Annotated in this window: 22 protein-coding genes; 6 read left to right on the forward strand and 16 right to left on the reverse strand. The window is 69.4% G+C overall.

Annotated features, from left to right (window positions below; genetic code table 11):
* Positions 1 to 3: 3 nt before the first annotated feature.
* From ruvB to ruvC, 3 genes are read right to left on the reverse strand one after another with little or no spacing between them, the layout of a single operon-like run.
* Positions 4 to 1,032: a Holliday junction branch migration DNA helicase RuvB gene (gene ruvB, locus EV216_RS09675; protein ID WP_132694985.1), complete on the reverse strand. Its 1,029-nt coding sequence runs from the start codon at positions 1,030 to 1,032 to the stop codon at positions 4 to 6.
* A gap of 3 nt (positions 1,033 to 1,035) precedes the next feature.
* Positions 1,036 to 1,692 (reverse strand): Holliday junction branch migration protein RuvA, encoded by a 657-nt coding sequence (gene ruvA / locus EV216_RS09680; protein WP_132694987.1) that lies wholly within the window; start codon positions 1,690 to 1,692, stop codon positions 1,036 to 1,038.
* Positions 1,689 to 2,195: a crossover junction endodeoxyribonuclease RuvC gene (gene ruvC, locus EV216_RS09685; protein ID WP_132694989.1), complete on the reverse strand. Its 507-nt coding sequence runs from the start codon at positions 2,193 to 2,195 to the stop codon at positions 1,689 to 1,691. The genes ruvA and ruvC overlap by 4 nt, the downstream gene beginning before the upstream one ends.
* 326 nt (positions 2,196 to 2,521) lie before the next feature.
* Between ruvC and EV216_RS09690 the strand changes: the two genes are divergently transcribed.
* Positions 2,522 to 2,755, forward strand: coding sequence for a DUF1127 domain-containing protein (locus EV216_RS09690; protein ID WP_132694991.1), 234 nt, complete (start codon positions 2,522 to 2,524; stop codon positions 2,753 to 2,755).
* A 224-nt stretch (positions 2,756 to 2,979) separates the two neighbouring features.
* On the opposite strand, the gene EV216_RS09695 is transcribed toward EV216_RS09690, so the two are convergent.
* From EV216_RS09695 to EV216_RS09715, 5 genes are all read right to left on the reverse strand, one after another.
* Positions 2,980 to 3,330, reverse strand: coding sequence for a hypothetical protein (locus tag EV216_RS09695; protein WP_132694993.1), 351 nt, complete (start codon positions 3,328 to 3,330; stop codon positions 2,980 to 2,982).
* Positions 3,331 to 3,392: 62 nt separating this feature from the next.
* Entirely contained in the window at positions 3,393 to 4,268 is an 876-nt protein-coding gene (locus EV216_RS09700) for a 50S ribosomal protein L11 methyltransferase (protein WP_132694995.1), read from the reverse strand.
* A gap of 33 nt (positions 4,269 to 4,301) precedes the next feature.
* Complete coding sequence (locus EV216_RS09705) at positions 4,302 to 4,859, reverse strand: AAA family ATPase (RefSeq protein WP_132694996.1); 558 nt, start codon at positions 4,857 to 4,859, stop codon at positions 4,302 to 4,304.
* A 12-nt stretch (positions 4,860 to 4,871) separates the two neighbouring features.
* A complete protein-coding gene (gene msrA / locus EV216_RS09710) occupies positions 4,872 to 5,522 on the reverse strand; it encodes a peptide-methionine (S)-S-oxide reductase MsrA (RefSeq protein WP_132694997.1) in 651 nt (216 codons plus the stop codon).
* Positions 5,523 to 5,589: 67 nt separating this feature from the next.
* Complete coding sequence (locus tag EV216_RS09715; RefSeq protein ID WP_132694998.1) at positions 5,590 to 6,081, reverse strand: GNAT family N-acetyltransferase; 492 nt, start codon at positions 6,079 to 6,081, stop codon at positions 5,590 to 5,592.
* Positions 6,082 to 6,153: 72 nt separating this feature from the next.
* Between EV216_RS09715 and EV216_RS09720 the strand changes: the two genes are divergently transcribed.
* The 3 genes from EV216_RS09720 (at position 6,154) to EV216_RS09730 (ending at position 8,387) form a co-directional block, all read left to right on the forward strand.
* Positions 6,154 to 6,759, forward strand: a complete 606-nt coding sequence (locus EV216_RS09720; RefSeq protein WP_132695000.1) for a flavin reductase family protein — start codon at positions 6,154 to 6,156, stop codon at positions 6,757 to 6,759.
* A 92-nt stretch (positions 6,760 to 6,851) separates the two neighbouring features.
* The gene (locus EV216_RS09725) at positions 6,852 to 7,724 is read left to right on the forward strand and encodes an S-methyl-5'-thioadenosine phosphorylase (protein WP_132695002.1); all 873 of its coding nucleotides are present in this window, start codon (positions 6,852 to 6,854) and stop codon (positions 7,722 to 7,724) included.
* A 123-nt stretch (positions 7,725 to 7,847) separates the two neighbouring features.
* Entirely contained in the window at positions 7,848 to 8,387 is a 540-nt protein-coding gene (locus EV216_RS09730) for an adenine phosphoribosyltransferase (RefSeq protein ID WP_132695004.1), read from the forward strand.
* 159 nt (positions 8,388 to 8,546) lie between these two features.
* Here the strand turns inward: EV216_RS09730 and EV216_RS09735 are convergent, their stop codons facing one another.
* The 4 genes from EV216_RS09735 to EV216_RS09750 all read right to left on the reverse strand — a co-directional run bounded on the left by EV216_RS09735 (position 8,547) and on the right by EV216_RS09750 (position 13,160).
* Complete coding sequence (locus EV216_RS09735) at positions 8,547 to 9,965, reverse strand: FAD-binding oxidoreductase (protein WP_132695006.1); 1,419 nt, start codon at positions 9,963 to 9,965, stop codon at positions 8,547 to 8,549.
* A 51-nt stretch (positions 9,966 to 10,016) separates the two neighbouring features.
* Positions 10,017 to 10,847: an MBL fold metallo-hydrolase gene (locus tag EV216_RS09740; protein WP_132695007.1), complete on the reverse strand. Its 831-nt coding sequence runs from the start codon at positions 10,845 to 10,847 to the stop codon at positions 10,017 to 10,019.
* A gap of 78 nt (positions 10,848 to 10,925) precedes the next feature.
* Positions 10,926 to 11,267 (reverse strand): DUF427 domain-containing protein, encoded by a 342-nt coding sequence (locus EV216_RS09745; RefSeq protein WP_132695009.1) that lies wholly within the window; start codon positions 11,265 to 11,267, stop codon positions 10,926 to 10,928.
* Between the two features lie 87 nt (positions 11,268 to 11,354).
* Positions 11,355 to 13,160 carry an aminopeptidase P family protein gene (locus tag EV216_RS09750; RefSeq protein WP_132695011.1) on the reverse strand — a complete coding sequence of 602 codons (1,806 nt, stop codon included), beginning with the start codon at positions 13,158 to 13,160 and terminating at the stop codon, positions 11,355 to 11,357.
* Positions 13,161 to 13,310: 150 nt separating this feature from the next.
* On the opposite strand from EV216_RS09750, the gene EV216_RS09755 reads away from it, so the two are divergent.
* A complete protein-coding gene (locus EV216_RS09755; protein ID WP_132695013.1) occupies positions 13,311 to 13,751 on the forward strand; it encodes a BLUF domain-containing protein in 441 nt (146 codons plus the stop codon).
* Between the two features lie 6 nt (positions 13,752 to 13,757).
* On the opposite strand, the gene cobT is transcribed toward EV216_RS09755, so the two are convergent.
* Positions 13,758 to 15,632 (reverse strand): cobaltochelatase subunit CobT, encoded by a 1,875-nt coding sequence (cobT, locus tag EV216_RS09760; RefSeq protein ID WP_132695014.1) that lies wholly within the window; start codon positions 15,630 to 15,632, stop codon positions 13,758 to 13,760.
* A gap of 86 nt (positions 15,633 to 15,718) precedes the next feature.
* Complete coding sequence (cobS, locus tag EV216_RS09765; RefSeq protein WP_132695016.1) at positions 15,719 to 16,687, reverse strand: cobaltochelatase subunit CobS; 969 nt, start codon at positions 16,685 to 16,687, stop codon at positions 15,719 to 15,721.
* Between the two features lie 628 nt (positions 16,688 to 17,315).
* On the opposite strand from cobS, the gene EV216_RS09770 reads away from it, so the two are divergent.
* Positions 17,316 to 18,692 carry an FAD-binding oxidoreductase gene (locus tag EV216_RS09770; protein ID WP_132695018.1) on the forward strand — a complete coding sequence of 459 codons (1,377 nt, stop codon included), beginning with the start codon at positions 17,316 to 17,318 and terminating at the stop codon, positions 18,690 to 18,692.
* A 151-nt stretch (positions 18,693 to 18,843) separates the two neighbouring features.
* On the opposite strand, the gene recN is transcribed toward EV216_RS09770, so the two are convergent.
* Positions 18,844 to 20,496: a DNA repair protein RecN gene (gene recN / locus EV216_RS09775; RefSeq protein ID WP_132695019.1), complete on the reverse strand. Its 1,653-nt coding sequence runs from the start codon at positions 20,494 to 20,496 to the stop codon at positions 18,844 to 18,846.
* A 24-nt stretch (positions 20,497 to 20,520) separates the two neighbouring features.
* Positions 20,521 to 21,366 (reverse strand): outer membrane protein assembly factor BamD, encoded by an 846-nt coding sequence (locus EV216_RS09780; RefSeq protein WP_132695021.1) that lies wholly within the window; start codon positions 21,364 to 21,366, stop codon positions 20,521 to 20,523.
* Positions 21,367 to 21,407 lie beyond the last annotated feature (41 nt).

The following is a 21,407-nucleotide window of genomic DNA, read 5'->3' on the forward strand; positions in this document are numbered from 1 at the left end:
GCCTCAGCCGTCGAACAGGCCCGGCTGTCCCGGCGGGCGCGGGGCGGGCAGGCCCAGATGCGCCCAGGCCTTCGCGGCCAGCATCCGCCCGCGCGGGGTGCGCTGGATCAGGCCCTGCTGCAACAGGTAGGGCTCGATCACCTCCTCCAGCGCATCGCGCGATTCCGACAGCGCGGCCGACAGCGTCTCGATCCCGACCGGCCCACCGGCGTAATTCTCGGCGATCAGCCGCAGATAGCGCCGGTCCGCGCCATCCAGCCCGAGCCCGTCCACCTCCATCCGCGTCAGCGCATGATCGGCCACGGCGCGGGTGATCCGCCCGTCGCCCTCGACCAGCGCGAAATCGACGACCCGGCGCAACAGCCGCCCCGCGATCCGCGGCGTGCCGCGCGCGCGCCGGGCGATTTCCTTCAGCCCGTCCGCATCCGCCGGCACCCCCATCAGCCGCGCACCCCGCGCGACGATCAGTTCCAGTTCCTCGACGGTATAGAACTGCAACCGCACCGGAATGCCGAAGCGGTCGCGCAGGGGCGTCGTCAACAGCCCCAGCCGCGTCGTGGCCCCGACCAGCGTGAAGGGCTGCAACTCGATCCGCACGGTGCGCGCGGCCGGTCCCTCGCCGATCACCAGATCCAGCGCGAAATCCTCGAGCGCGGGATAAAGCACCTCCTCGACCGCGGGGTTCAGGCGGTGGATCTCGTCGATGAACAGCACATCGCGCGCTTCCAGATTGGTCAGGATCGCCGCCAGATCGCCCGCCTTGGCCAGCACCGGGCCAGAGGTCATGCGGAAATTCACGCCCAGTTCGCGCGCGACGATCTGCGCCAGCGTGGTCTTGCCCAGACCGGGGGGGCCGTGGAACAGCGCGTGATCCATCGCCTCGCCCCGCTGGCGGGCGCTTTGCAGGAAGACCCGCAGGTTCGCCCGCGCCTCTGCCTGGCCGACGAACTCGTCCAGCGTCTCGGGCCGCATCGCGCGGTCGGCATCCTCGGGGCGCTTGTCGGGGCGCAGGGTGGGGTCGGGCTCGGTCATCTCCTACCCCTTGGGCGCCAGAAGCTTCAGCGCCGCGCGGATCAGGGCGGGCGTATCGGCCTCGGGCGCCTCGTTCGCGGCGCGGGCGACGGCCTGCACCGCATCGGCCGGGGCATAGCCCAGATTGCCCAGCGCCGACAATGCCTCGGCCTGCGCCGCGGCCGAGGGCGCGGGGCGCGGCGGTGCCGTGCCGACCGGCCCGGCCTGCGCGGGTGCGGCACCCGCAGCTTCGACCAGCGTGCCGCCCAGCGCCATGATGCCCGGCGCCTTGCCCTTCAACTCGTTGACGACGCGCTGCGCGATCTTGGGGCCGACGCCCGGCGCGGCCTTGACCGTGTTCCAGTCGCCCAGCGCGATGGCGCGGCCCACACCCTCGGCGCCCAGCGTGCCCAGGATCGCCATCGACGCCTTGGCCCCGATCCCCTGCACGCCCATCAACAGCCGGTGCCATTCGCGTTCCAGCAGCGTCGGAAAGCCGTAAAGCTGCAACAGATCCTCGCGCACCAGCAGGTCGGTATACAGCGCCACCGCCTCGCCCGGGCCGGGCATCGCGGCAAGCGTCCGGTCCGAGACCTGCACGATATAGCCCAGACCGCCCACGTCGATCATCACATGATCGGGGCCGCGATGGATCAGCCGCCCGGCAACCCGCCCGATCATGCGCCCGCCCTCGCCAGCGCCGCGGCCAGCCGCCCGCCCGCCGTCAGGTGAAACGCATGGCACAGCGCGATGGCCAGCGCGTCGGCCGCATCCGGGCCCGCGATCTGGATGCCGGGGAATTGCAGCCGTACCATGTGGTCGATCTGCCGCTTGTCGGCATGGCCCACGCCCACCACCGCCTTCTTGACGGCGTTCGGGGCGTATTCCCCCACCGCGATCCCCGCCCGCGCGGGCACCAGCACCGCGATGCCGCGCGCCTGGCCCAGCTTCAGCGTGCCCGCCCCGTCGCGGTTGACAAAGGTCTGCTCCACCGCCGCCGCCTCGGGCGCATGGCGGGTCACGATCTCGCAAAGCTGGTCATGCAGCGACAGCAGACGCTCGGCCAGCGCCCCGTCGCCCGAACGGCAGATGCCGTTCGCCACATGGGCCAGCCGCCCGTTCGCCTGCTCGATCACGCCCCATCCGGTGCTGCGAAGGCCGGGATCAATACCCAGAACACGCATGCGCACCCCGCTTTGTTGTGTCTTTTCCGACCGATTAGCACGAAAAGCGAACATCGGCCAGCGGCAATCGGATCGGGCCGGGTCCGGCCACGTCGGTTACAGCGTATCGGGACGGTCTGGAATCGCCGTTCCAGCACCCGAAAACGACATTTTTGAACCCGCTTTTTCCATTTATCACCAATGCGTTACGGATCGTTATCGCCATGCAGCGACTGCATGTGTCCCTTGCGTTTTTTGTGGATTGCGAATGGCGGTGCGTGCGCTTACCTCGCCCATCGCAGTCGTGCGGCAAGGTTGCCGCGCGGGCCTCGCAAGGACAGCGCAAGATGACCGTCATCCCCCTGAACCGTCGGCCTCCCGCCACCCACCATCCCAGCGGCGGGCTGCGTGCGCAGATCGCCGGGCTTGTCGGGCGGCTGGCGGCGTGGAACGACGCCCGCGCCACCCGAAAGCTGCTCTCGCGGCTCTCCGACAGGGAACTGGACGATATCGGGCTGAACCGGGCCGAGATCGACCGTATCGCGCGCCGGGCGCCGTCCGACCGGCGGGCTGCGATGTAAGCCCCGAACCACACACCCGGATCCGGAGCACGCGGCCTTAACCCCCCCGGGTCGCGCCTTGCTCCGGTCTCGACCGGCTCGTTCCGGACCGCCATTTCGCGGCAGACGGACGGGTCGGCCCTCCCGCCAACTCACGGACGGGAAGACGCCCCGGCAGGATCTCCTGCCGGGGCGTTCGCATTCAAGCCCTGCGAAGCGGGATCGCGCGAAGATCTCCCCTAGGATTAGCCGAACAGGCCCAGCACCCGGCGCATCTCGCCCGCCAGCCAGTCGGTGATCGGGTCGATCTGCATCACGAAGACCGTGACCTTCTGCACGATCCCGTCGCCCGCGGCGCGGTCCAGATGCGCGCCATAGGCATCCGGCCCGATCTGCATCAGGATCAGCGCCTTCACCATCAGCATGCACAGCGCGATCATGCCGATCACGCGCCAGACCGGAACCCCGTCATGGGCGCGGCGACGGTAGAACGACCGGCCAAGCGTCCCCGGCGCCTCGAACCCGTAGCCCTGCCGGTGCATGCGATCCAGCCGCGCAAGGCGGTCGCGGAATTCCTCATATTGCGGATCGTGCATGACCTTGCCCCATTCACCTCAACCAAGGCGATACTGCGACGAAAACGGGGCGAAATTGCGGCCTACAGCGTCGATTTCCGCAGACAAAGGGTGATCCAGTCGCCGATTTCCTCGGTTTCGTGGACGATCAGCCCGTTTTCAGCATAGCGCGCCGCCACTTCGGGGCCTTGTTCGATCAACAGCCCCGACAGGATCGCATGGCCGCCCGGCGCGATTCGCTGCGCAATCCCGGGCGCCAGTTCCAGCAGCGGCGCCTTGAGGATATTGGCGAAAACAAGGCCAAAGGGCGCCGCAGCCTCCAGATCGGGATGATCGAGCCCCGCAGCCTCCAGGCACTGCACCCGGCCCGCCAGACCATTGGCCGCGATATTCTCGGCCGCCACCTCGACCGCGACCGGGTCGATATCCGAGGCCAGCACCGGCACATCCCACAACCGCGCCGCCGCCATCGCCAGCACCGCCGTTCCGCAGCCGATATCGGCCACCGCGCGCGGCGTGGCGCCCTGCGCCGCCAGCCGGTCCAGCGCGCGCAGACAGCCCTGCGTGGTGCCGTGATGGCCGGTGCCGAACGCCATCGACGCCTCGATCAGCAGCGCGATCCGGTCCTCGGGCACGCGGTCGGCATCATGGCTGCCATAGACGAAGAAGCGCCCGGCCTCGACCGGCGCCAGTTCGCGCTTCACCTTGGCCACCCAATCGGTCTCGGGCAGTTCCGAAACGGCGAAATCGCGCGCCCCGTGCATCGCGGCCAGCAGCGCCAGCCCCGCGGCATCGGGGGCTTCGGTGAAATAGCCGCCCACCTCCCACAGGCCCGAGCCGTCCTCGATCTCGAACACGCCTACGCCGGTGGGCTCGGGGTCGAGATCCTCCATCGCCTCGCCCAGCGCCTCGGCCTGGTCCTTGCCGGAAAGGGTGGTCAACGCGGTGAAGGTGGGCATGGGCGGGTCTCCTGCGGTGGCTTGGCCCAGCGCCTAGGCCCCCTGCGCCGCCGGGTCAAGCGCGGCAAGCGCCCGGTCGGCCAGCACACCGGGCGGTTCGCTGCCGTCAAGCCGGATCACCGGGCAGGCCAGCGCCGCGAGCCACGCCTCGTGCTGCACCCGGCTGCGCCCGGCAAAGGCGGGATCGTCATAGCCCGAGGCATAGTCGAGAAACGCCCGGAACTCCTGCGCCCGCGCGCCGCCCGGGGCCACCGCCGCGCCGTGGCGCTGGCGTTCGCGGCGGCGCAGGCGGATGATCCGGGCCTCGGTCGGCGCGGTCAGGAACAGCACCTGCGTCAGCCGCGGGATCAGCGCATCGCCCCAGCCGCAGATCGCCCCCGCCAGCACCCAGTCCGAGCGCGGCGCGAACATCGCCTGCATCAGCGCCACCCGCTCGTCCGGCGGGCGGGTCTTGCGAAAGGGCGGCTCGGTCGGCTGCCACAGGAAATCGTCGGCGTCGAAAACCTGCGAGGACAGCCGGTCCGCCAGCGCGCGGGCCAGCGTGGAACTGCCCGCCCCCGCAGCGCCCAGGATCAGGATGCGCCGGCCCATGGCCGCAGGGGATCAGGCGCCGATGCCCACCGGGCAACTGACCCCCGTGCCGCCCAGCCCGCAATAGCCGCCCGGGTTCTTGGCCAGGTATTGCTGGTGATAGCCCTCGGCATAAAAGAACGGCGGCGCCGCCCGGATCTCGGTGGTGATGGCGCCAAAGCCCGCCTTGCGCAGACGTTCCTGATAGGCGGCGCGGCTGGCCTCGGCCGTGGCCTCCTGTGCCGCGGTAAAGGTGTAGATCGCAGACCGATACTGCGTGCCCCGGTCATTGCCCTGCCGCATCCCCTGCGTCGGATCATGCCCCTCCCAGAAATGGCGCAGCAGCGTTTCATAGCTGATCTCGCCCGGGTCATGGACCACGCGCACCACTTCGGTATGGCCGGTCTTGCCGGTGCAGACCTCCTCATAGGTCGGGTTCGGGGTAAAGCCGCCCGCATAGCCCGCCGCCGTCATCCACACCCCCGGAAGCTGCCAGAACTTGCGCTCGACGCCCCAGAAACAGCCCATGCCGAAGACGGCTTCCTCCATCCCCTCGGGGATCGGCGCCTTCAGCGGGCGGCCAAAGACGAAATGCGTCTCGGCGGTCGGGATCGGATCGGGGCGGCCGGGCCAGGCATCGGCCTCGGCGACCATGTCGGTCTTGCGGCTGAGAAAGGAAAACATGCGGCGAACTCCCTCTTGGGTCGTGGCTCGATATAGAACGCCGGGCCGCGCCGCCCAGATCGCCGCGTCAGCCTTCGGCCGCCCGCGTCACCGGCCCCGCGACCCCCTCCCAGGCACCCGGCACCAGCGCAATCCCCAGCACGCGGTCGGGGTTGGTGGGCGGCGGCATCTCGACGCCCTCGAGTTTCTCGAACCCGAACCGTCCGTAATAGGGCGCGTCGCCCACCAGCATCACCCGGCCGAACCCCAGCAGCCGCGCGCGCTCCAGCGACTCGCGGATCAGCAGCGCCCCCAGCCCCTCGCCCTGCCGCGTCGGGTGCACCGCCACCGGCCCCAGCAGCAGCGCGGGCGCCCCGCCCACCAGAACCGGCCAGTAGCGGATCGCGGCAGCGAGGATCCCGTCCCCGTCCCGCGCGGTCAGGCACAGGCCCGGGACCGGATCGACCCCCTCGCGCAACCGGTAGGACGACAGCGCCGAGCGCCCCGGGGCAAAGCAGAGGTCGTAAAGCGCCTCGACCTCCCACCAATCCTCCGCCGTTTCCTCGGCCAGCCGGATCACCCGCCCCTCCCTGCTTCTGGAAACGGCCCTAGCACGGGGCTAAGTCGGGGGCAAACGCGCGAAAGGATCGCCATGTTCTACCGCCCCGAGGACGGCCACCCCTTCCCCCACAACCCGTTCAACGCCATCGTCACCCCGCGCCCGATCGGCTGGATCTCGACCCGCGGCGCGGACGGGGCCGACAACCTCGCGCCCTATTCCTTCTTCAACGCGGTCGCCTATGTGCCGCCGCAGGTGATGTTCGCCTCGACCTCGGCCAAGCCCGACCGCGACGGCACCAAGGACAGCGTGGCCAATATCCGCGAGACCGGCGTCTTCTGCGTCAACATCGTCGAAATCGCGATGAAGGACGCGATGAACCTGACCTCCGGTCCATGGCCGCGCGAGGTGGACGAGTTCACCGCGGCGGGCATCGCGAAATCCGACTGCGAAACCATCGCCTGCGCCCGCGTCGCCGCCGCCCCCGCCAGCCTGGAATGCCGGCTCACGCAGATCGTGCACTTGCCGGGCGAGGCCAATTTCGCCGTCTTCGGCGAGGTGACCGGCATCCACCTGCGCGACGATTGCGTGGTGAATGGCCGCTTCGACGTGACCCGCTTCCAGCCGCTCGCACGCATGGGCTATCGCGATTATGCCGTGATCCGCGAGGTTTTCGAACTCCGCCGCCCCGGAGAATAGCCCGCCCGGCCTGCGGCCAAGCATGGGCTTTCCGTCGCACGCCCCGCCCCCTAAAAGGGGCCGACTCGTGAAACCGGAAAGAGGGACGGACCATGGAACGGATGATCGCGGTGATCGGCGGCTCGGGCGTCTATGACATCGAGGGGCTGGAGGATGCGCGCTGGCAGGCGGTGGACAGCCCCTGGGGCACACCGTCCGACGAGATCCTGACCGGCACGCTGGGCGGCGTGAAGATGGCCTTCCTGCCGCGCCACGGGCGGGGCCATGTCCATTCGCCCTCGACCGTGCCCTACCGCGCCAATATCGACGCGCTGAAACGGCTGGGCGCGACCGATGTGGTCTCGGTCTCGGCCTGCGGCTCGTTCCGCGAGGAACTGGCGCCGGGCGACTTCGTGGTGGTGGACCAGTTCATCGACCGCACCTTCGCCCGCGACAAAAGCTTCTTCGGCCAGGGCTGCGTGGCGCATGTCAGCGTCGCGCACCCGACCTGCGGGCGGCTGTCGGCCGCCTGCCTTCAGGCCGCCCGCGACGAGGGCATCACCATCCACCAGGGCGGCACCTATCTGGCGATGGAAGGGCCGCAATTCTCGACGCTGGCGGAATCGAAGCTCTACCGCGAGAACTGGGGCTGCGACGTGATCGGCATGACCAACATGCCCGAGGCGAAACTCGCCCGCGAGGCCGAGCTTTGCTATGCCTCGATCGCCATGGTCACCGATTACGATTGCTGGCACCCCGATCACGACGCGGTCGAGGTCGCCGATATCGTCAAGACCCTGATCGGCAATGCCGAAAAGGCCCGCGCCATGGTCACCCGCCTGCCCGGCCTTCTGGGCGCGCACAAGCCCTGCGACAAGGGCTGCGACACGGCGCTGGAATACGCGCTGATCACCGCGCCGGAAAAGCGCGACCCCGCGCTGGTCGCGAAACTCGACGCGGTCGCCGGGCGCGTGCTGAACCGCTAGGCGCACCCCGGCGCGGGGACGGGGTCTGGCCCCGCCCCCGCCCTTGCGGCAAACCGCAATCTTGCACCACCCGCCCCGCCTGGGCGACACCCGGACCAGGCACAGACCGAAAGGGCCCCCGCCATGCCGTCGAACAATTCCGTCAAGGATTACATCCGCACCATCGTCGATTTCCCGCATGAAGGGATCATGTTCCGCGACGTGACCACGCTCTTCGCCGATCCGCGCGGCTTCCGCATGGCGATCGACCAGATGCTGCATCCCTATGCGGGCCAGCAGATCGACAAGGTCGTGGGGCTCGAGGCGCGCGGCTTCATCCTGGGCGGCGCCATCGCGCACCAGCTTTCCAAGGGTTTCGTGCCGGTGCGAAAGAAGGGCAAGCTTCCGGCCGCCACCATCGCCGAGGAATACCAGCTCGAATACGGCTCGGCCGTGGTCGAGATCCATGACGACGCGCTTGTCGCGGGCGACAAGGTGCTGATCGTGGACGACCTGCTGGCCACCGGCGGCACCGCCGAGGCCGGGATCAAGCTCTGCGAACGGCTGGGCGCCAGCATCGTCGGCTGCGCCTTCGTGGTGGACCTGCCCGATCTCGGCGGCCGCCGTCGGCTCGAGTCGATGGGGATCGAGGTTCACGCGCTCTGCGACTTCGCAGGCCACTGAGGACCGCGCCCCGACCACAGGGCGCGCCCGGTCGCAAGCGCGGGATCCGGGTATTTTTTCCAAGAAGAAACACAGCGCGGCCCGGCGGTTTCCGGGCGCGCGCCCTGCTTCTTCTGGCCATAAATATCCATGTCCCGACGCCACCGCCGGGCGCGCCCGTCAGGCAGGGGCGCGCAGCAGGACGCCGGGGTTCATGATCCCCGCGGGATCCAGCGCGGCCTTGATCGCCCGCATCGCCGCCAGCCGGGCCGGATCGCCATAGCGTTCCAGATCCTCGACCTTGAGCCGCCCGACCCCATGCTCGGCGCTGACCGATCCGCCGAGCGCATGCACCAAGTCATGCACGCAACGCTTGATCGCGGCGCGCTTGTCCTCGTGATCGGCGCGCGTCTCGCCCTTCAGGGGGAAGACATTGTAGTGCAAATTGCCATCGCCCACATGGCCGAAGCAGTTGATCCGGAACCGCCCCAGCCCGGCCAGCGCGGGGCCTGCCGTCGCGATGAACTCGGGAATCGCCGACAGCGGCACCGAGATGTCATGCGACGAGATCGCGCCGATCCTGCGGTTGGCCAGCGGCAGGCTTTCGCGCAGCGCCCAGAACGCGGCCCTCTGCGCCTCGGATTGCGCGATCAGCCCGTCGCTGACCAGCCCCGCCCCGGCCGCCTCGGCGAACAGTCCCTCCAGCGCCGCGCCCGGATCCTGCCCCGCGCCCAGGCCAAGGTCGATCAGCACGCACCATTCGGGCGGATCGGGCCAGGGCAGGCGGATCTCGGGCAGGGTCTCGGCCAGGAAATCGAACCCCTGCCGATGGATCAGTTCGAAGGCCGAGACCCCTTCTCCGATCCGCCCCTGCGCCAGCGCCAGCAGGTCGAGCGCCGCCCGCGGGTCCGTCACCGCCAGCAGCGCCGCGCCGGTCCGGGCGGGCGGCGGCACCAGTTTCAGCGCCGCGGCGGTGATGATGCCCAGCGTCCCCTCGGCCCCGATCAGCAGGTGGCGCAGATCATAGCCCGTGTTGTCCTTGCGCAGCCGCTTCAGCCCGTGCAGCACGGACCCGTCGGGCAGCACCGCCTCCAGCCCCAGACAAAGATCGCGCGCATTGCCGTAGCGCAGCACGTTCACCCCGCCCGCATTGGTCGCCAGCACGCCCCCGATCCGGGCAGAGCCTTCCGAGGCCAGCGACAGCGGGAACAGCCGCCCAGCCCCCTCGGCCGCCGCCTGCACCTCGGCCAGGATCGCGCCCGCCTCGGCCACCAGCACATTCTCGGCCGGATAGACCGCGCGGATCGCCCGCATCCGTTCCAGCGTCACGATCACCGGCGCGGGACCGCTCTCCATCACCTGCCCACCGACCAGCCCCGTGCCGCCCCCATAGGGCACCACCCCCACCCGCGCGGCGGCACAGGCGCGCACGATTTCGGCCACTTCCTCGACCGTCCCCGGCGCCAGCAACAGCCCGCCCTGCCCGCGATAGCGCCCGCGCGGTTCCTCCAGATAGGCGGGTGTCAGGTCACGGAAACAGGCCGCGGGCAGGCGGGCGCGCAGATCGGCGGAAAAGGCGTCGGTGACGGGGGTCAGCATGGGCGGTCCTTTCGCCCAAGCTCAAAGCACAGAGCCCGCGCGGCTGGCAAGTCACTCCGGATCGCGCAGCGGCTGCGGGTCCAGCACGATCACCGTGGGCCGGTCGGGCAGCGTGCGCAGCGAGATCTCCAGATATCCCGCCCCTTCGCGCCGGATCGCGAACTCGCCGGACATGCCCGCCAGGAACCGCTCCAGCGACTGCGCCCCGAACCAGTGCATCGGGATCACGACCGAACTGCGCAGCCGTTCCAGCACGCGGATCATCGTCGGCAGATCCAGCGTCAGCCCGCCATCGACCGGCGCCATCACCACGTCCAGCCGACCGAGCGAGGCATATTGCATCTCGTCGGGCTCGTGATGCAGATGCCCCAGATGCCCGATGCAGAGCCCGGCAACCTCGAAGACGAAGATCGAGTTGCCATTCTCGCGCACCACCGAGCGGTCGAAGCCGCGCACATCGGTCGGCACGTTGCGCACCAGCATCTCGCCCAGATCGAGGTGATGATCGGCGGCCACGCCATCCCTGGCCCAGCCTTCCAGCACATGCGGGATCGCGGGATCGGGGAAGGCGGTGAAATGGGTCTGATGGGCGTTGTTCATCGTGACCACATCGGGGATCAGCCGGGTCGTGCCCAGAAAACCCGTGAAATCGGTCGCCGCACTCAGCCCGCCCGCCGTCTCGATCACGAAGGTCGCGTGATCGACAAAGCTGATGCGCACACTATGCGGATCGGGCAGCGGCATGCCGAAACCGGCAAGCTGGACATATTCCAACGCGGGATCGGCCTCGGCGATGGCGATGCAATGGCTGGGGCGGCGGTCCTGGGCGGCAGCGGGCAGCGCCAGCAGGACGGCAAGCGCGGTCAGGCAGGATCGGATCATCGGCAGGCACCTCCTGCGCCAAAGGATAGGGCGCCGCCGCCCGCTGTCATGGTGCCACGCCGCCGGGGCTGGCCACGATCACAACTGCTCGACCGTCACCTTGTCGGCGTAAAAGGCCAGATGGCCCGCGATCCGCTCTACCCCCGGACCCGGGTTTTCGTAGCACCAGCCCGCATCGGGGATGTCATAGCTCTTGGCATGCAGGGTGTAATAGCTCGCCTCGCCCTTGAGCGGACAGGTCGTCCGGCTGTCCGAGCGTTCGAGGAAGGCCATCGCCACATCCCCGCGCGGGAAATAGATCACCGGGGCGCGGTCGCCCTCGACCAGTTCCAGCGCATTGCGGCTTTCGGCAATCACCGCGCCGCCCGCCCGGACCACCCAGGCCCCCTCGGCCCGATGAATCGCGACATGTTCGGCCATGGCTACACTCCCCTCGCTGGTTTCGGCGTCTGACGCGCCGCCGTTCAGTCACACGATCGTCAACGGAATGTCCAGACGGCGGAAAGGTCAGATCGGCAGGGTGGCCGCCGCCAGCCAGTCGCGCGCGGGCTGCGAGACCTCGGGGCCGACCAGATCGGCAACGCGCGCGTGATAGGCATTCAGCCACTCGCGCTCCCCGTCATTCAGCATCGCCGCGACGATCAGGCGTCGGTCGATGGGCACGAAGGTCAGCGTCTCGAAACCCAGCATCTCGCGGTCGTCGCCGCCGTCCGGCACCGGCGCGGGCTGGACCACGATCAGGTTCTCGATGCGGATGCCGAACGCGCCCTCGCGGTAATAGCCCGGCTCGTTCGACAGGATCATCCCCGGTTCCAGCGCCACATGCGACAGCCGCGAAATCCGCTGCGGCCCCTCATGGACCGACAGATAGGCACCGACGCCGTGGCCCGTTCCATGGTCGTAATCCTGTCCCGCCAGCCACAGCGGATAGCGCGCCAGCGCATCCAGATCGCGCCCCGCGACCCCCTTGGGAAACCGCGCGCGGGAAATCGCGATCATGCCTTTCAGCACCCGGGTAAAGGGCGCGCGCGCCGCCTCGGGCGCCGTGCCGACCGCCACCGTGCGGGTGATGTCGGTGGTGCCGTCCAGATATTGCCCGCCCGAATCCACCAGCAGCACCTCGCCCGGAGCCACGCGCCGGTTCGTCGCCTCGCTGACCCGGTAATGCACGATGGCCCCGTTCGGCCCCGCCCCCGCGATGGTGTCGAAGCTGATATCGCACAGCTTGCCGGTCGCCCGCCGGAACCCCTCCAGCCGCTTGACCACGTCGATCTCGGTCAGTTCGCCCCCCGGCGCCTCGGCATCGAGCCAGGACAGGAACTCGACCATGGCCGCCGCATCGCGCAGATGCGCCGCCCGCGCGCCCGCCAGTTCCGCCGCGCTCTTGCGCGCCTTGGGCAGGATGCAAGGGTCCTCGCCCCGCGCGACCTCGATCCCCGCCTCCTGCAACTGGCGCAGCACCCAGAGCGGCGCGCTGGCGGGGTCGATCCGCACCGGGCCGACAAGGCTGCGCAGCCCCGGGCCAAGGGCGGTAACGGGGCGCAGGGTGACATCGGGGCCAAGATGGCGGCGCAGGTCGTCCGAAACCTTGGCCGCATCGGCGAAAAGCGTCACGCGCGCATCGTCATGCAGCACCGCAAAGGCGTGCGGCACCGGGTTGCGCGGCACATCCGCCCCCCGCACGTTCAACAGCCAGGCAATGGAATCGGGCAGGCTCAGCACCGCCGCCGCCTGCCCGGCCTTGCGCAGGATCTCGGCCAGGCGCGCGCGCTTCTCGGCATGGCTTACCCCCGCCAGCGCCTCGGGATAGGCCGAGATCGCGCCCTGCGGGGCGGCGGGTTGGTCAGACCAGAGGCGGTCGATCGGGTTCTCGACCTCGCGCAGCGAAATCCCGGCATCCCGCAACGCCTCGGTCAGCTTTTCCACCTGCTCGGGCGTGTGCAGCCAGGGGTCGAGGCCCAAGACGCCGCCCCGTGGCAGCGCCGCGCGCAACCAGTCCGCAAGCTGCGTCTCGGGCCAGTCGACCGGCGTGAAATGGTCCGGATCCACCTGGCTCCTGACCTGCACCCGGTAGCGGCCATCCACGAATACCCCCGCGCGGTCCATCAGCACGCAGGCAAAGCCCGCCGACCCGGTGAAGCCCGTCAGCCAGGCCAGCCGCTCGTCGCGCGCGGCGACATATTCGCCCTGATGGGCATCCGCGCGCGGCACAAGGAACCCCGCCAGCCCCGCCCGGGCCATCTCGGCGCGCAAGGCGGCAAGGCGCGGGGGGCCATCCTGCGGCGATGTGGGGCTTTCGAAGCTCTGGAACATGGCGGGCCTTGCGCGGAAAGGCGCCCCGCAGGGCGCCGTCGGCGCCAGACTAGCAGCCCGCGCATCGACGGCAAGCCATGTGCATGCGCCTTCACCGATGCTTAAGCCGATCCGGCTATCGACAGGAAACCGTTTGGCCGGAGGTCGAGCATGAGCGCAGACCTGTTCTTCCTGCTCTATCGCAGCACCGCCCGCAGACCACTGGACAGGGCAACCGTCACCGACATCCTTGCCGCGAGCCTGCACAACAATCCCAGGGACGGCGTGACCGGCTTTCTGCATGTCGACCGGGGATGTTTCCTGCAATATCTGGAGGGGCCGCGCGCGCCGCTCCTGCGCATCGCCACGCGCATCAACAAGGACCGGCGCCACACCGATTTCCGGATTCTGGCCGAAGGCACGATCGACGAACGCTTCTTTCCCGACTGGGACATGGGCCAGATCGCCAGCGAGAACCTTCCGACCGACGGCCTCCTCGCCGAACGCTCCTGGCTTCGCTCCGAACCGGATATCGACCCGCTGCCGCTGATCCGGGCCTTCGCGGCCCATGCGAATCGACAGGACGGGCTGGACATCGCCCCGATCGACTGACCGCGCCTAGACCGCCTTGCGGATTCCGATCATCCGCGCCCGCCCGCGCGGATCCTTGTCGAACAGCGCGGCCAGTTGCTCGGTCATCGCGCCGGCCAGTTGCTCGACATCGGTGATCGTCACCGCGCGCTGGTAATAGCGGGTGACGTCATGGCCGATGCCGATGGCGATCAGTTCGACCGCCTTGCGCCGCTCGACCATCGCGATCACGTCGCGCAGGTGTTTTTCCAGGTAGTTCGCGGAATTCACCGACAGCGTGGAATCGTCCACCGGCGCCCCGTCCGAGATCACCATCAGGATCCTGCGCGCCTCGGGCCGGGCCATCATCCGCCGATGTGCCCATTCCAGCGCCTCGCCGTCGATATTCTCCTTCAGCAAGCCTTCCTTCATCATCAGCCCGAGATTCTGGCGCGCCCGCCGCCAGGGCGCATCCGCCCCCTTGTAGATGATGTGGCGCAGATCGTTCAGCCGCCCCGGCGCCATCGGCCGCCCCTCGGCCAGCCATTTCTCGCGGCACTGTCCGCCCTTCCACGCCCGCGTGGTGAAACCCAGGATTTCCACCTTGACATCGCAGCGTTCCAGCGTGCGCGCCAGAACATCGGCGCAGATCGCGGCAATGGAAATCGGCCGCCCGCGCATCGAGCCGGAATTGTCCAGCAGCAGCGTCACCACCGTGTCGCGGAACTCGGTATCCTTTTCAACCTTGAAACTCAGCGGCGTCGTCGGGTTCGCGACCACACGGGCCAGCCGCCCGGCATCGAGGATCCCCTCCTCGCAATCGAATTCCCAGGACCGGCTCTGCTGCGCCTGCAAGCGGCGTTGCAGCTTGTTGGCCAGCCGCCCCACCGCCCCCTTCAGCGGGTCGAGCTGCTGGTCCAGATAGGCGCGCAGCCGCTCCAGCTCGGCGGGTTCGGCCAGGTCCTCGGCCTTCACCTCCTCGTCGAAGACGGACGTGAAGACCTTGTAATCGGGATCGGCCTCGGAATGCGGCGCGGGCGGCGGCGGTTCAAGCGGCGCCTCGCCCTCGGGCAGTTCGGCTTCCTCGCCCATGTCCATATCGGCCATGTCGTCCGGGCTGACATGGGCCTGGGCGGCGTCCTGCAACTCGTCCTGCGACCGTTCGGAACTGGCGTCGGCCTCGTCGCTCTCCTCGCCCTGCTCCTCGCCATATTCCTCGGGCGCGTCCTCGTCGGTCTCGGCGCCCTCGTCCTCGGCCTCGTCCTGCTCGGCATCCGGATCGTCGCCAAGCTGGTCGCCATAACCCAGATCCGAGATCACCTGCCGGGCGAAGCGGGCAAAACCCGCCTGATCGGCAAGCACCTCCTCCAGCCGCTCCAGCGTGCCGCCCGCCTGCTCCTCGATGAAGCCGCGCCACAGCGCCATCGCATTGTCCGCCCCTTTGGGCAGCGGCCGCCCGGTCGCCAGATGCCGCAGCATGTAGCCCGCCGCCACCGACAAGGGCACCTCGCCCGCCTCGCGCGCCTGGGCATAGCCGCGCTTGGCGGCCTCGGCGGCGATCACCGCGTCGATATTTCCCGCCGTGCCGGGCATCGCGCGCGCGCCCACCGCCTCGCAGCGGGCGGTCTCCAGCGCCTCGTAGAGATCGCGCGCCATCTGGCCCTGGGGGCGATAGCGCGCATGCAGCCCCGCATCGTGAAACCTGTGGCGCAGCGCAAAGCCGTCCGCCGTGCCGCGCGCGATCAGCACCTCGTCGCGCGTCATCCGCCGGCTGACCTGCGGCAGGCGCACCGCATCCGCCATCAGCCCCGGCGGATCGACCGAATAGGACACGCCCAGATCGGCATCGTCGGCCAGCACGCGCGTGGCCTCGGCCAGCGCCTTCTTGAACGGATCGGCGGGGTTGTCAGATGGTTTGCTCATCCCGTCGCGGCGCCGCGCGCGCCCTCACCCTTCTTCTGGCCCGAAATATCCCCGCCGAAGGCACGCGCCCGCAAGGGCGCGTCCCCCTACCCGACGGCGACGCTCGCCGCACTTTCGGGCAGTTCCTCGTCGAACAGCCGCTGGTAGAACTCGGCCACCGTGGCGCGTTCCAGCTCGTCGCACTTGTTCAGGAAGGTCAGCCGGAACGCATAGCCCACATTGCGGAAGATCTCGGCATTCTGCGCCCAGGCGATCACCGTGCGCGGGCTCATCACCGTGGACAGATCGCCATTCATGAAGGCCGTGCGCGTCAGGTCGGCCACCGTCACCATATGGCCGATGGTCTTGCGGCCCTTGTCGGTGTTGTAATGCGGGCACTTGCCCAGCACGATCGCGCATTCGGCGTCATGGGACAGGTAGTTCAGCGTGGCGACCAGCGACCAGCGGTCCATCTGGCCCTGGTTGATCTGCTGGGTGCCATGGTAAAGCCCCGTGGTGTCGCCCAGGCCCACCGTGTTCGCCGTGGCGAACAGCCGGAAAAAGGGATGCGGCGTGATCACCTCGTTCTGGTCCAAGAGCGTCAGCTTGCCATCGGCCTCCAGCACCCGCTGGATCACGAACATCACATCCGCGCGGCCCGCATCATATTCGTCGAAGACGATGGCACAGGCATTGCGCAGCGCCCAGGGCAGGATGCCTTCCTGGAACTCGGTCACCTGCTTGCCGTCGCGCAGCTTGATCGCGTCCTTGCCGATCAGGTCGATCCGGCTGATATGGCTGTCGAGATTGACCCGCACGCAGGGCCAGTTCAGCCGCGCGGCGACCTGCTCGATATGGGTGGACTTGCCGGTGCCATGATAGCCCTGGATCATCACGCGGCGGTTATGGGCAAAGCCCGCCAGGATCGCCAGTGTCGTGTCGGGATCGAACTTGTAGGTCGGGTCGATATCGGGCACCCGGTCGGTGCGCTCCTCGAACCCCTTCACCACCATGTCGGTGTCGATCCCGAAGACCTCGCGCACCGAGATCTCCTCGGTCGGTTTGACTAGGCTCATGATGCTCGATCCGTCCAGCTCGCTTTCCTCGCGACGTAGTGGAACATATCGCCCGGTCGCGCAAGGGGAAGGGGCGTGTCCCCCGTCGCGGCGCGCGCCGTTGAACGGATTCTCAACCTTTTCGGGGCATCTTCCGGTCGAGGCGGATTGTCCGGATGACACCCCGCAAACAGGGTCACGGTCGGTCTGTCCGGTTCGACGGTTCCAGGAAACGTATCGCCGCCACGCGAGTGTCGTAGGTGCCAGTGCCATCGGCGATACCCGCATGTGCGCCCGTGGTCGGGACGCGCCTGCGGACCCCGCCCGCCATCGGAATGGCGGGCGGGGCATTTGCGTGCGGCCGCGCGCAGGGGAACCGGTCGGCAGACGGGCGTCGAATCCGGGGCGGCCGCGGCCTGCCCGGATCCGCACCGGCCCGGGCGGCCGCGCGGATTCCGTTCTCCCACGCACCCACCAAAGGTTGTGTACCAAGGCTGGCATTCGGACATGGGTTGACATTCATTGCACGGACGCACAATCGGAGACCCATTTTCCGCCCCTGTCGCAGACGCGGCGCGCGTTGCCCTTTCGCCTGCCGCCGGTCTCGCCTAGGGTGCCCGCCGTCGCCCGATGATCCAGGAGTTGCCGGATGCCCCTTCCCGCCGAAGCCGTGACCGCGTTGGGAAACATCCTGGGCAACCGGATCAGCCTCTCGCGATCCGATCTGGACCTGCACGGCCGCAGCGAGGCATGGTTTCCGCCAACCCCGCCCGAGGCGGTGGTCTATCCCGAAACGACCGAGGAGGTCGCCGCCATCGTGCGGGTCTGCGCCGCGCATGGCTGTCCGCTGACCGCCTGGGGCGCGGGCAGCTCGCTGGAGGGCCACGCGCTGGCGGTCAGGGGCGGCATCAGCGTCGATTTCACCCGGATGAACCGGGTGCTGAAGGTGAACCCCGAGGACATGGACGCGGTGATCCAGCCCGGGGTCACGCGCGAGGCGCTGAATGTCGAGCTGCGCGCCACGGGACTGTTCTTTCCGGTCGATCCAGGCGCGAACGCGACGCTGGGCGGCATGGCCTCGACGCGCGCCTCGGGCACGACCGCCGTGCGCTACGGCACGATGCGCGAGAACGTGCTGGGGCTGCAGGTGGTGCTGGCCGACGGGCGGGTGATCCGCACCGGCACGCGGGCGCGCAAATCGGCGGCGGGCTATGACCTGACGGGGCTGTTCGTGGGGGCCGAGGGCACGCTGGGCCTGATGACCGAGCTGACGGTGAAGCTATATGGCCAGCCCGAGGCGATCTCGGCTGCGGTCTGCGCCTTCGACGCGATCGGGCCCGCGGTCGAGACGGTGATCCAGACCATCCAGTCGGGCATCCCGATGGCCCGGATCGAATTCGTCGATGCCGCGACGGCGGCGGCCGTCAACGCCTATGCGGGCGCCAGCTTCCCCGAAAAGCCGCATCTGATGGTGGAGTTCCACGGCTCGACCGCGGGCGTCGCCGAACAGGCGCAAAGCTTCGGCGAGATCGTGGCCGACAATGGCGGCTCGGGGTTCGCCTGGTCATCGCGACCCGAGGAGCGCAATGCGCTCTGGACCATGCGGCACAACGCCTATTACGCCTGCCTCGCCTCGCGGCCCGGCGCGACGGCGCTGGTGACCGATATCTGCGTGCCGATCTCGCGGCTGGCCGAGACGGTCGAGGAGACCCGCGCCGATATCGCCGCCTCGCATGTGCCCGGGCCGATCCTGGGCCATGTGGGGGACGGCAATTTCCATGCGATCCTGCTTGTCGATCCGCGCAGCCCGGTCGAACTGGCCGAGGCCAGGCGGCTTGCGCACCGGATGGTCGAGCGCGCGCTGCGGCTGGGCGGCACGATCTCGGGCGAGCACGGGATCGGCATGGGCAAGCTCGGCCACATGGCCGCCGCGCATGGCGAGGCCTGGGACGTGATGGGCGAGATCAAGCGCGCGCTCGACCCCGCGGGGCTGATGAACCCGGGCAAGATGCTGCGCCAGGGCTAACCGGACCCGCATCAGCGAACTCTCCCGCCCCCGGCCCGCGCGGGGCTTGCGCCCCGCTTGTCCGGCGTTGGGCCGGGCGCACCCGCCAGGGCGGGCGCGCGCGCTCCGCGCGGGGGTATTTGAACCAAAAAGAAGCCCGGGCCGCGTGCCCCTACCCGGCCAGCAAGGCACGGGCGGCGGCGCGGGCCTCGTCGGTGATCGTGTCGCCCGAGAGCATGCGCGCGATCTCGTCCACCCGGGCCGGGGCGTCGAGCGGGGTGACAGAGGAAAGCGTGCTGCCATGCGCGACGCGCTTTTCCACGCGCCAGTGATGGCCGGCCCGTGCCGCGACCTGGGGCGAATGGGTGACGACCAGCACCTGCGCGCTGCGGCTGAGCTCGGCGAGGCGGCGGCCCACCGCATCCGCCGTGGCGCCGCCCACGCCGCGGTCGATCTCGTCGAAGATCAGCGTGAGCGGGCTGGAGCCTTGCGCGAGGCAGACCTTGAGCGCGAGCAGGAAGCGCGACAGCTCGCCGCCCGAGGCGATCTTGTCCAGCGGACCGGCCGGCGCGCCGGGATTGGTGGCGACCGTGAAGCTGACCAGGTCGATGCCTTCGGGGCCGGGCTCGGCGCGGGTGATGGCGGTGGCGAAACTGGCGCGGTCGAGTTTCAGCGGCGGCAATTCGGCGGCCATGGCGGCATCGAGCCTGCGGGACGCGGCATGGCGGGCCGCGCTCAGCGCTGCGGCGGCGGCATCATAGGCCGCCCCGGCAGCATCGCGCGCCTTTTCCAGCGCCGCAAGGTCATGCGCGCCCGCATCCAGCGCGGCGAGCCGGGCGCGCAGCCCGTCGGCGAAACCGCCCAGATCGTCGGGCAGCACCGAATGCTTGCGCGCCGCCGCACGGATCGCGAATAGCCGCTCCTCGGTGGCCTCCAGCGCGCCGGGATCGAATTCGAGCGCCTCGAGGCAGGTTTCCACCCCCTGCCCGGCCTCGCCCAGTTCGATCAGCGCGCGCGACAGCGCCGCGATCGCCCCGTCGAGCCGCCCCTCGGCGCGGTCGGCCACGCCGTCGAGCCAGCGTAGCGCGTCGCCCATCCGCCCCTCGGCGCCCTCGCCCGGCCCCAGCGCGGCCAGGGCGCGGGCGATATCCTCGCGGATGCGGTCCGCCGCCTGCATGGCGCGGCGGCGCGCGTCCAGTTCTGCCTCTTCGCCGGGCAGGGGGGAAAGCGCGTCAAGCTCGGCGACGGCATGGCGCAGGTACTCCTCCTCGGCGCGCAACGCGGCCAGCCCCGCCTCGGCCTCGGCCAGCGTGCGCTCGGCGCGGGCCCTGGCCGACCAGGCCGCGCGCAGCGCCTCGACCTCGGGCTCCAGCCCGCCAAAGGCATCCAGCAGCGCGCGATGGCCGCGCGGGTTCAGCAGGCCGCGGTCATCCTGCTGGCCATGCAGTTCCACCAACGCGTCGGACAGCGCGCGCAGCACCTCGCCCCCGGCGCGGCGGTCATTGACCCAGGCGGTCTTGCGCCCGTCCACGCTGTTGACGCGGCGCAGGATCAACTCGTCCCCGCCGGGCAGCCCGGCCTCGTCCAGCACCGCGCGCGCGGCATGGCCAGGCGGCAGGTCGAACACCGCCACCACCTCGCCCTGGCTGGCGCCTGCGCGCACCAGATCGGCCCGGCCGCGCCAGCCCAGCACGAAGCCCAGAGCATCCAGCAGGATCGACTTGCCCGCCCCGGTTTCCCCGGTCAGCACGTTCAGACCGGGCCGGAACGCAAGCTCCAGCCGGTCGATGATCAGCACATCCCGGATGTCGAGACTGCGCAGCATCGCCACCCCCCTCGACCGGTCAGATCAGAGCCATTCGCCCTTGATCATCTGGCGATAAACAGTCCGCAGGAAGCCGGTGCCGATCGGATCGGGCTCCAGCCCCCTGCCCTTGAGCAGCTTGTAGGCGTCGGCATACCAATCGGTGCCCTGGAAATTGTGGCCAAGGATGGCGCCCGCGGTCTGCGCCTCGGCATCGAGACCCAGCGCGAGATAGGCCTCGACCAGCCGCAGCAGCGCCTCGGGCGTGTGGGTTGTGGTCTGGAAATCCTCGACCACGACGCGGAACCGATTGATCGCGGCGGTGTGGTGGCCGCGTTTCAGGTAATAGCGCCCGACCTCCATCTCCTTGCCCGCCAGATGGTCGAAGGCCAGGTCGAATTTCAGGATCGACGAGCGGGCATACTCGGTGTCGGGATAACGCTCGATCACCGTGCGCAGCGCCTGCAACGCCTGGAAGGTCAGGCCCTGGTCGCGCCCGACAAGGTCGATCTGGTCGTAATAGGACAGCGCCAGCAGGTATTGCGCATAGGCGGCGTCGTCATCGGCCGGGTAGAAGTCGATATAGCGCTGCGCGGCGGTGCGGGCGTCCTCGTAGTCGCGCGCGCGGTGATGGGCATAGGCCTGCATGATCAGCGCGCGCTTGGCCCATTCGGAATAGGGATACAGCCGCTCGACCTCGCCATAAAGGCGGGCCGCTTCCTGGGGCTTGCGGTTGGTCTCCAGCTCGACCTCCGCCTTCTGGTAGATCTGTTCGGCGGTGAAGGTCTCCAGCGGCTGCTCGCGCCGCGACCCGATCGCCCCGCAGGAGGCCGTCAGCGCAAGGAGCACGACCGCCCCCACTGCCCGGATGCGTATGCTGCGCTTCGCCATCTGCCCGCTACCCCGTCCTCGGATCGTCCGACCACCGTTCA

The sequence above is a fragment of the Rhodovulum steppense genome (genome assembly GCF_004339675.1).
In the GTDB taxonomy this organism is placed as follows: Bacteria; Pseudomonadota; Alphaproteobacteria; order Rhodobacterales; family Rhodobacteraceae; genus Rhodovulum; species Rhodovulum steppense.

Coding starts and splice junctions, on each gene's coding strand:
- ruvB (WP_132694985.1), bottom strand. CDS start 1,032: ATGACCGAGCCCGACCCCACCCTGCGCCCCGACAAGCGCCCCGAGGAT.
- ruvA (WP_132694987.1), bottom strand. CDS start 1,692: ATGATCGGGCGGGTTGCCGGGCGGCTGATCCATCGCGGCCCCGATCAT.
- ruvC (WP_132694989.1), bottom strand. CDS start 2,195: ATGCGTGTTCTGGGTATTGATCCCGGCCTTCGCAGCACCGGATGGGGC.
- EV216_RS09690 (WP_132694991.1), top strand. CDS start 2,522: ATGACCGTCATCCCCCTGAACCGTCGGCCTCCCGCCACCCACCATCCC.
- EV216_RS09695 (WP_132694993.1), bottom strand. CDS start 3,330: ATGCACGATCCGCAATATGAGGAATTCCGCGACCGCCTTGCGCGGCTG.
- EV216_RS09700 (WP_132694995.1), bottom strand. CDS start 4,268: ATGCCCACCTTCACCGCGTTGACCACCCTTTCCGGCAAGGACCAGGCC.
- EV216_RS09705 (WP_132694996.1), bottom strand. CDS start 4,859: ATGGGCCGGCGCATCCTGATCCTGGGCGCTGCGGGGGCGGGCAGTTCC.
- msrA (WP_132694997.1), bottom strand. CDS start 5,522: ATGTTTTCCTTTCTCAGCCGCAAGACCGACATGGTCGCCGAGGCCGAT.
- EV216_RS09720 (WP_132695000.1), top strand. CDS start 6,154: ATGTTCTACCGCCCCGAGGACGGCCACCCCTTCCCCCACAACCCGTTC.
- EV216_RS09725 (WP_132695002.1), top strand. CDS start 6,852: ATGGAACGGATGATCGCGGTGATCGGCGGCTCGGGCGTCTATGACATC.
- EV216_RS09730 (WP_132695004.1), top strand. CDS start 7,848: ATGCCGTCGAACAATTCCGTCAAGGATTACATCCGCACCATCGTCGAT.
- EV216_RS09735 (WP_132695006.1), bottom strand. CDS start 9,965: ATGCTGACCCCCGTCACCGACGCCTTTTCCGCCGATCTGCGCGCCCGC.
- EV216_RS09740 (WP_132695007.1), bottom strand. CDS start 10,847: ATGATCCGATCCTGCCTGACCGCGCTTGCCGTCCTGCTGGCGCTGCCC.
- EV216_RS09745 (WP_132695009.1), bottom strand. CDS start 11,267: ATGGCCGAACATGTCGCGATTCATCGGGCCGAGGGGGCCTGGGTGGTC.
- EV216_RS09750 (WP_132695011.1), bottom strand. CDS start 13,160: ATGTTCCAGAGCTTCGAAAGCCCCACATCGCCGCAGGATGGCCCCCCG.
- EV216_RS09755 (WP_132695013.1), top strand. CDS start 13,311: ATGAGCGCAGACCTGTTCTTCCTGCTCTATCGCAGCACCGCCCGCAGA.
- cobT (WP_132695014.1), bottom strand. CDS start 15,632: ATGAGCAAACCATCTGACAACCCCGCCGATCCGTTCAAGAAGGCGCTG.
- cobS (WP_132695016.1), bottom strand. CDS start 16,687: ATGAGCCTAGTCAAACCGACCGAGGAGATCTCGGTGCGCGAGGTCTTC.
- EV216_RS09770 (WP_132695018.1), top strand. CDS start 17,316: ATGCCCCTTCCCGCCGAAGCCGTGACCGCGTTGGGAAACATCCTGGGC.
- recN (WP_132695019.1), bottom strand. CDS start 20,496: ATGCTGCGCAGTCTCGACATCCGGGATGTGCTGATCATCGACCGGCTG.
- EV216_RS09780 (WP_132695021.1), bottom strand. CDS start 21,366: ATGGCGAAGCGCAGCATACGCATCCGGGCAGTGGGGGCGGTCGTGCTC.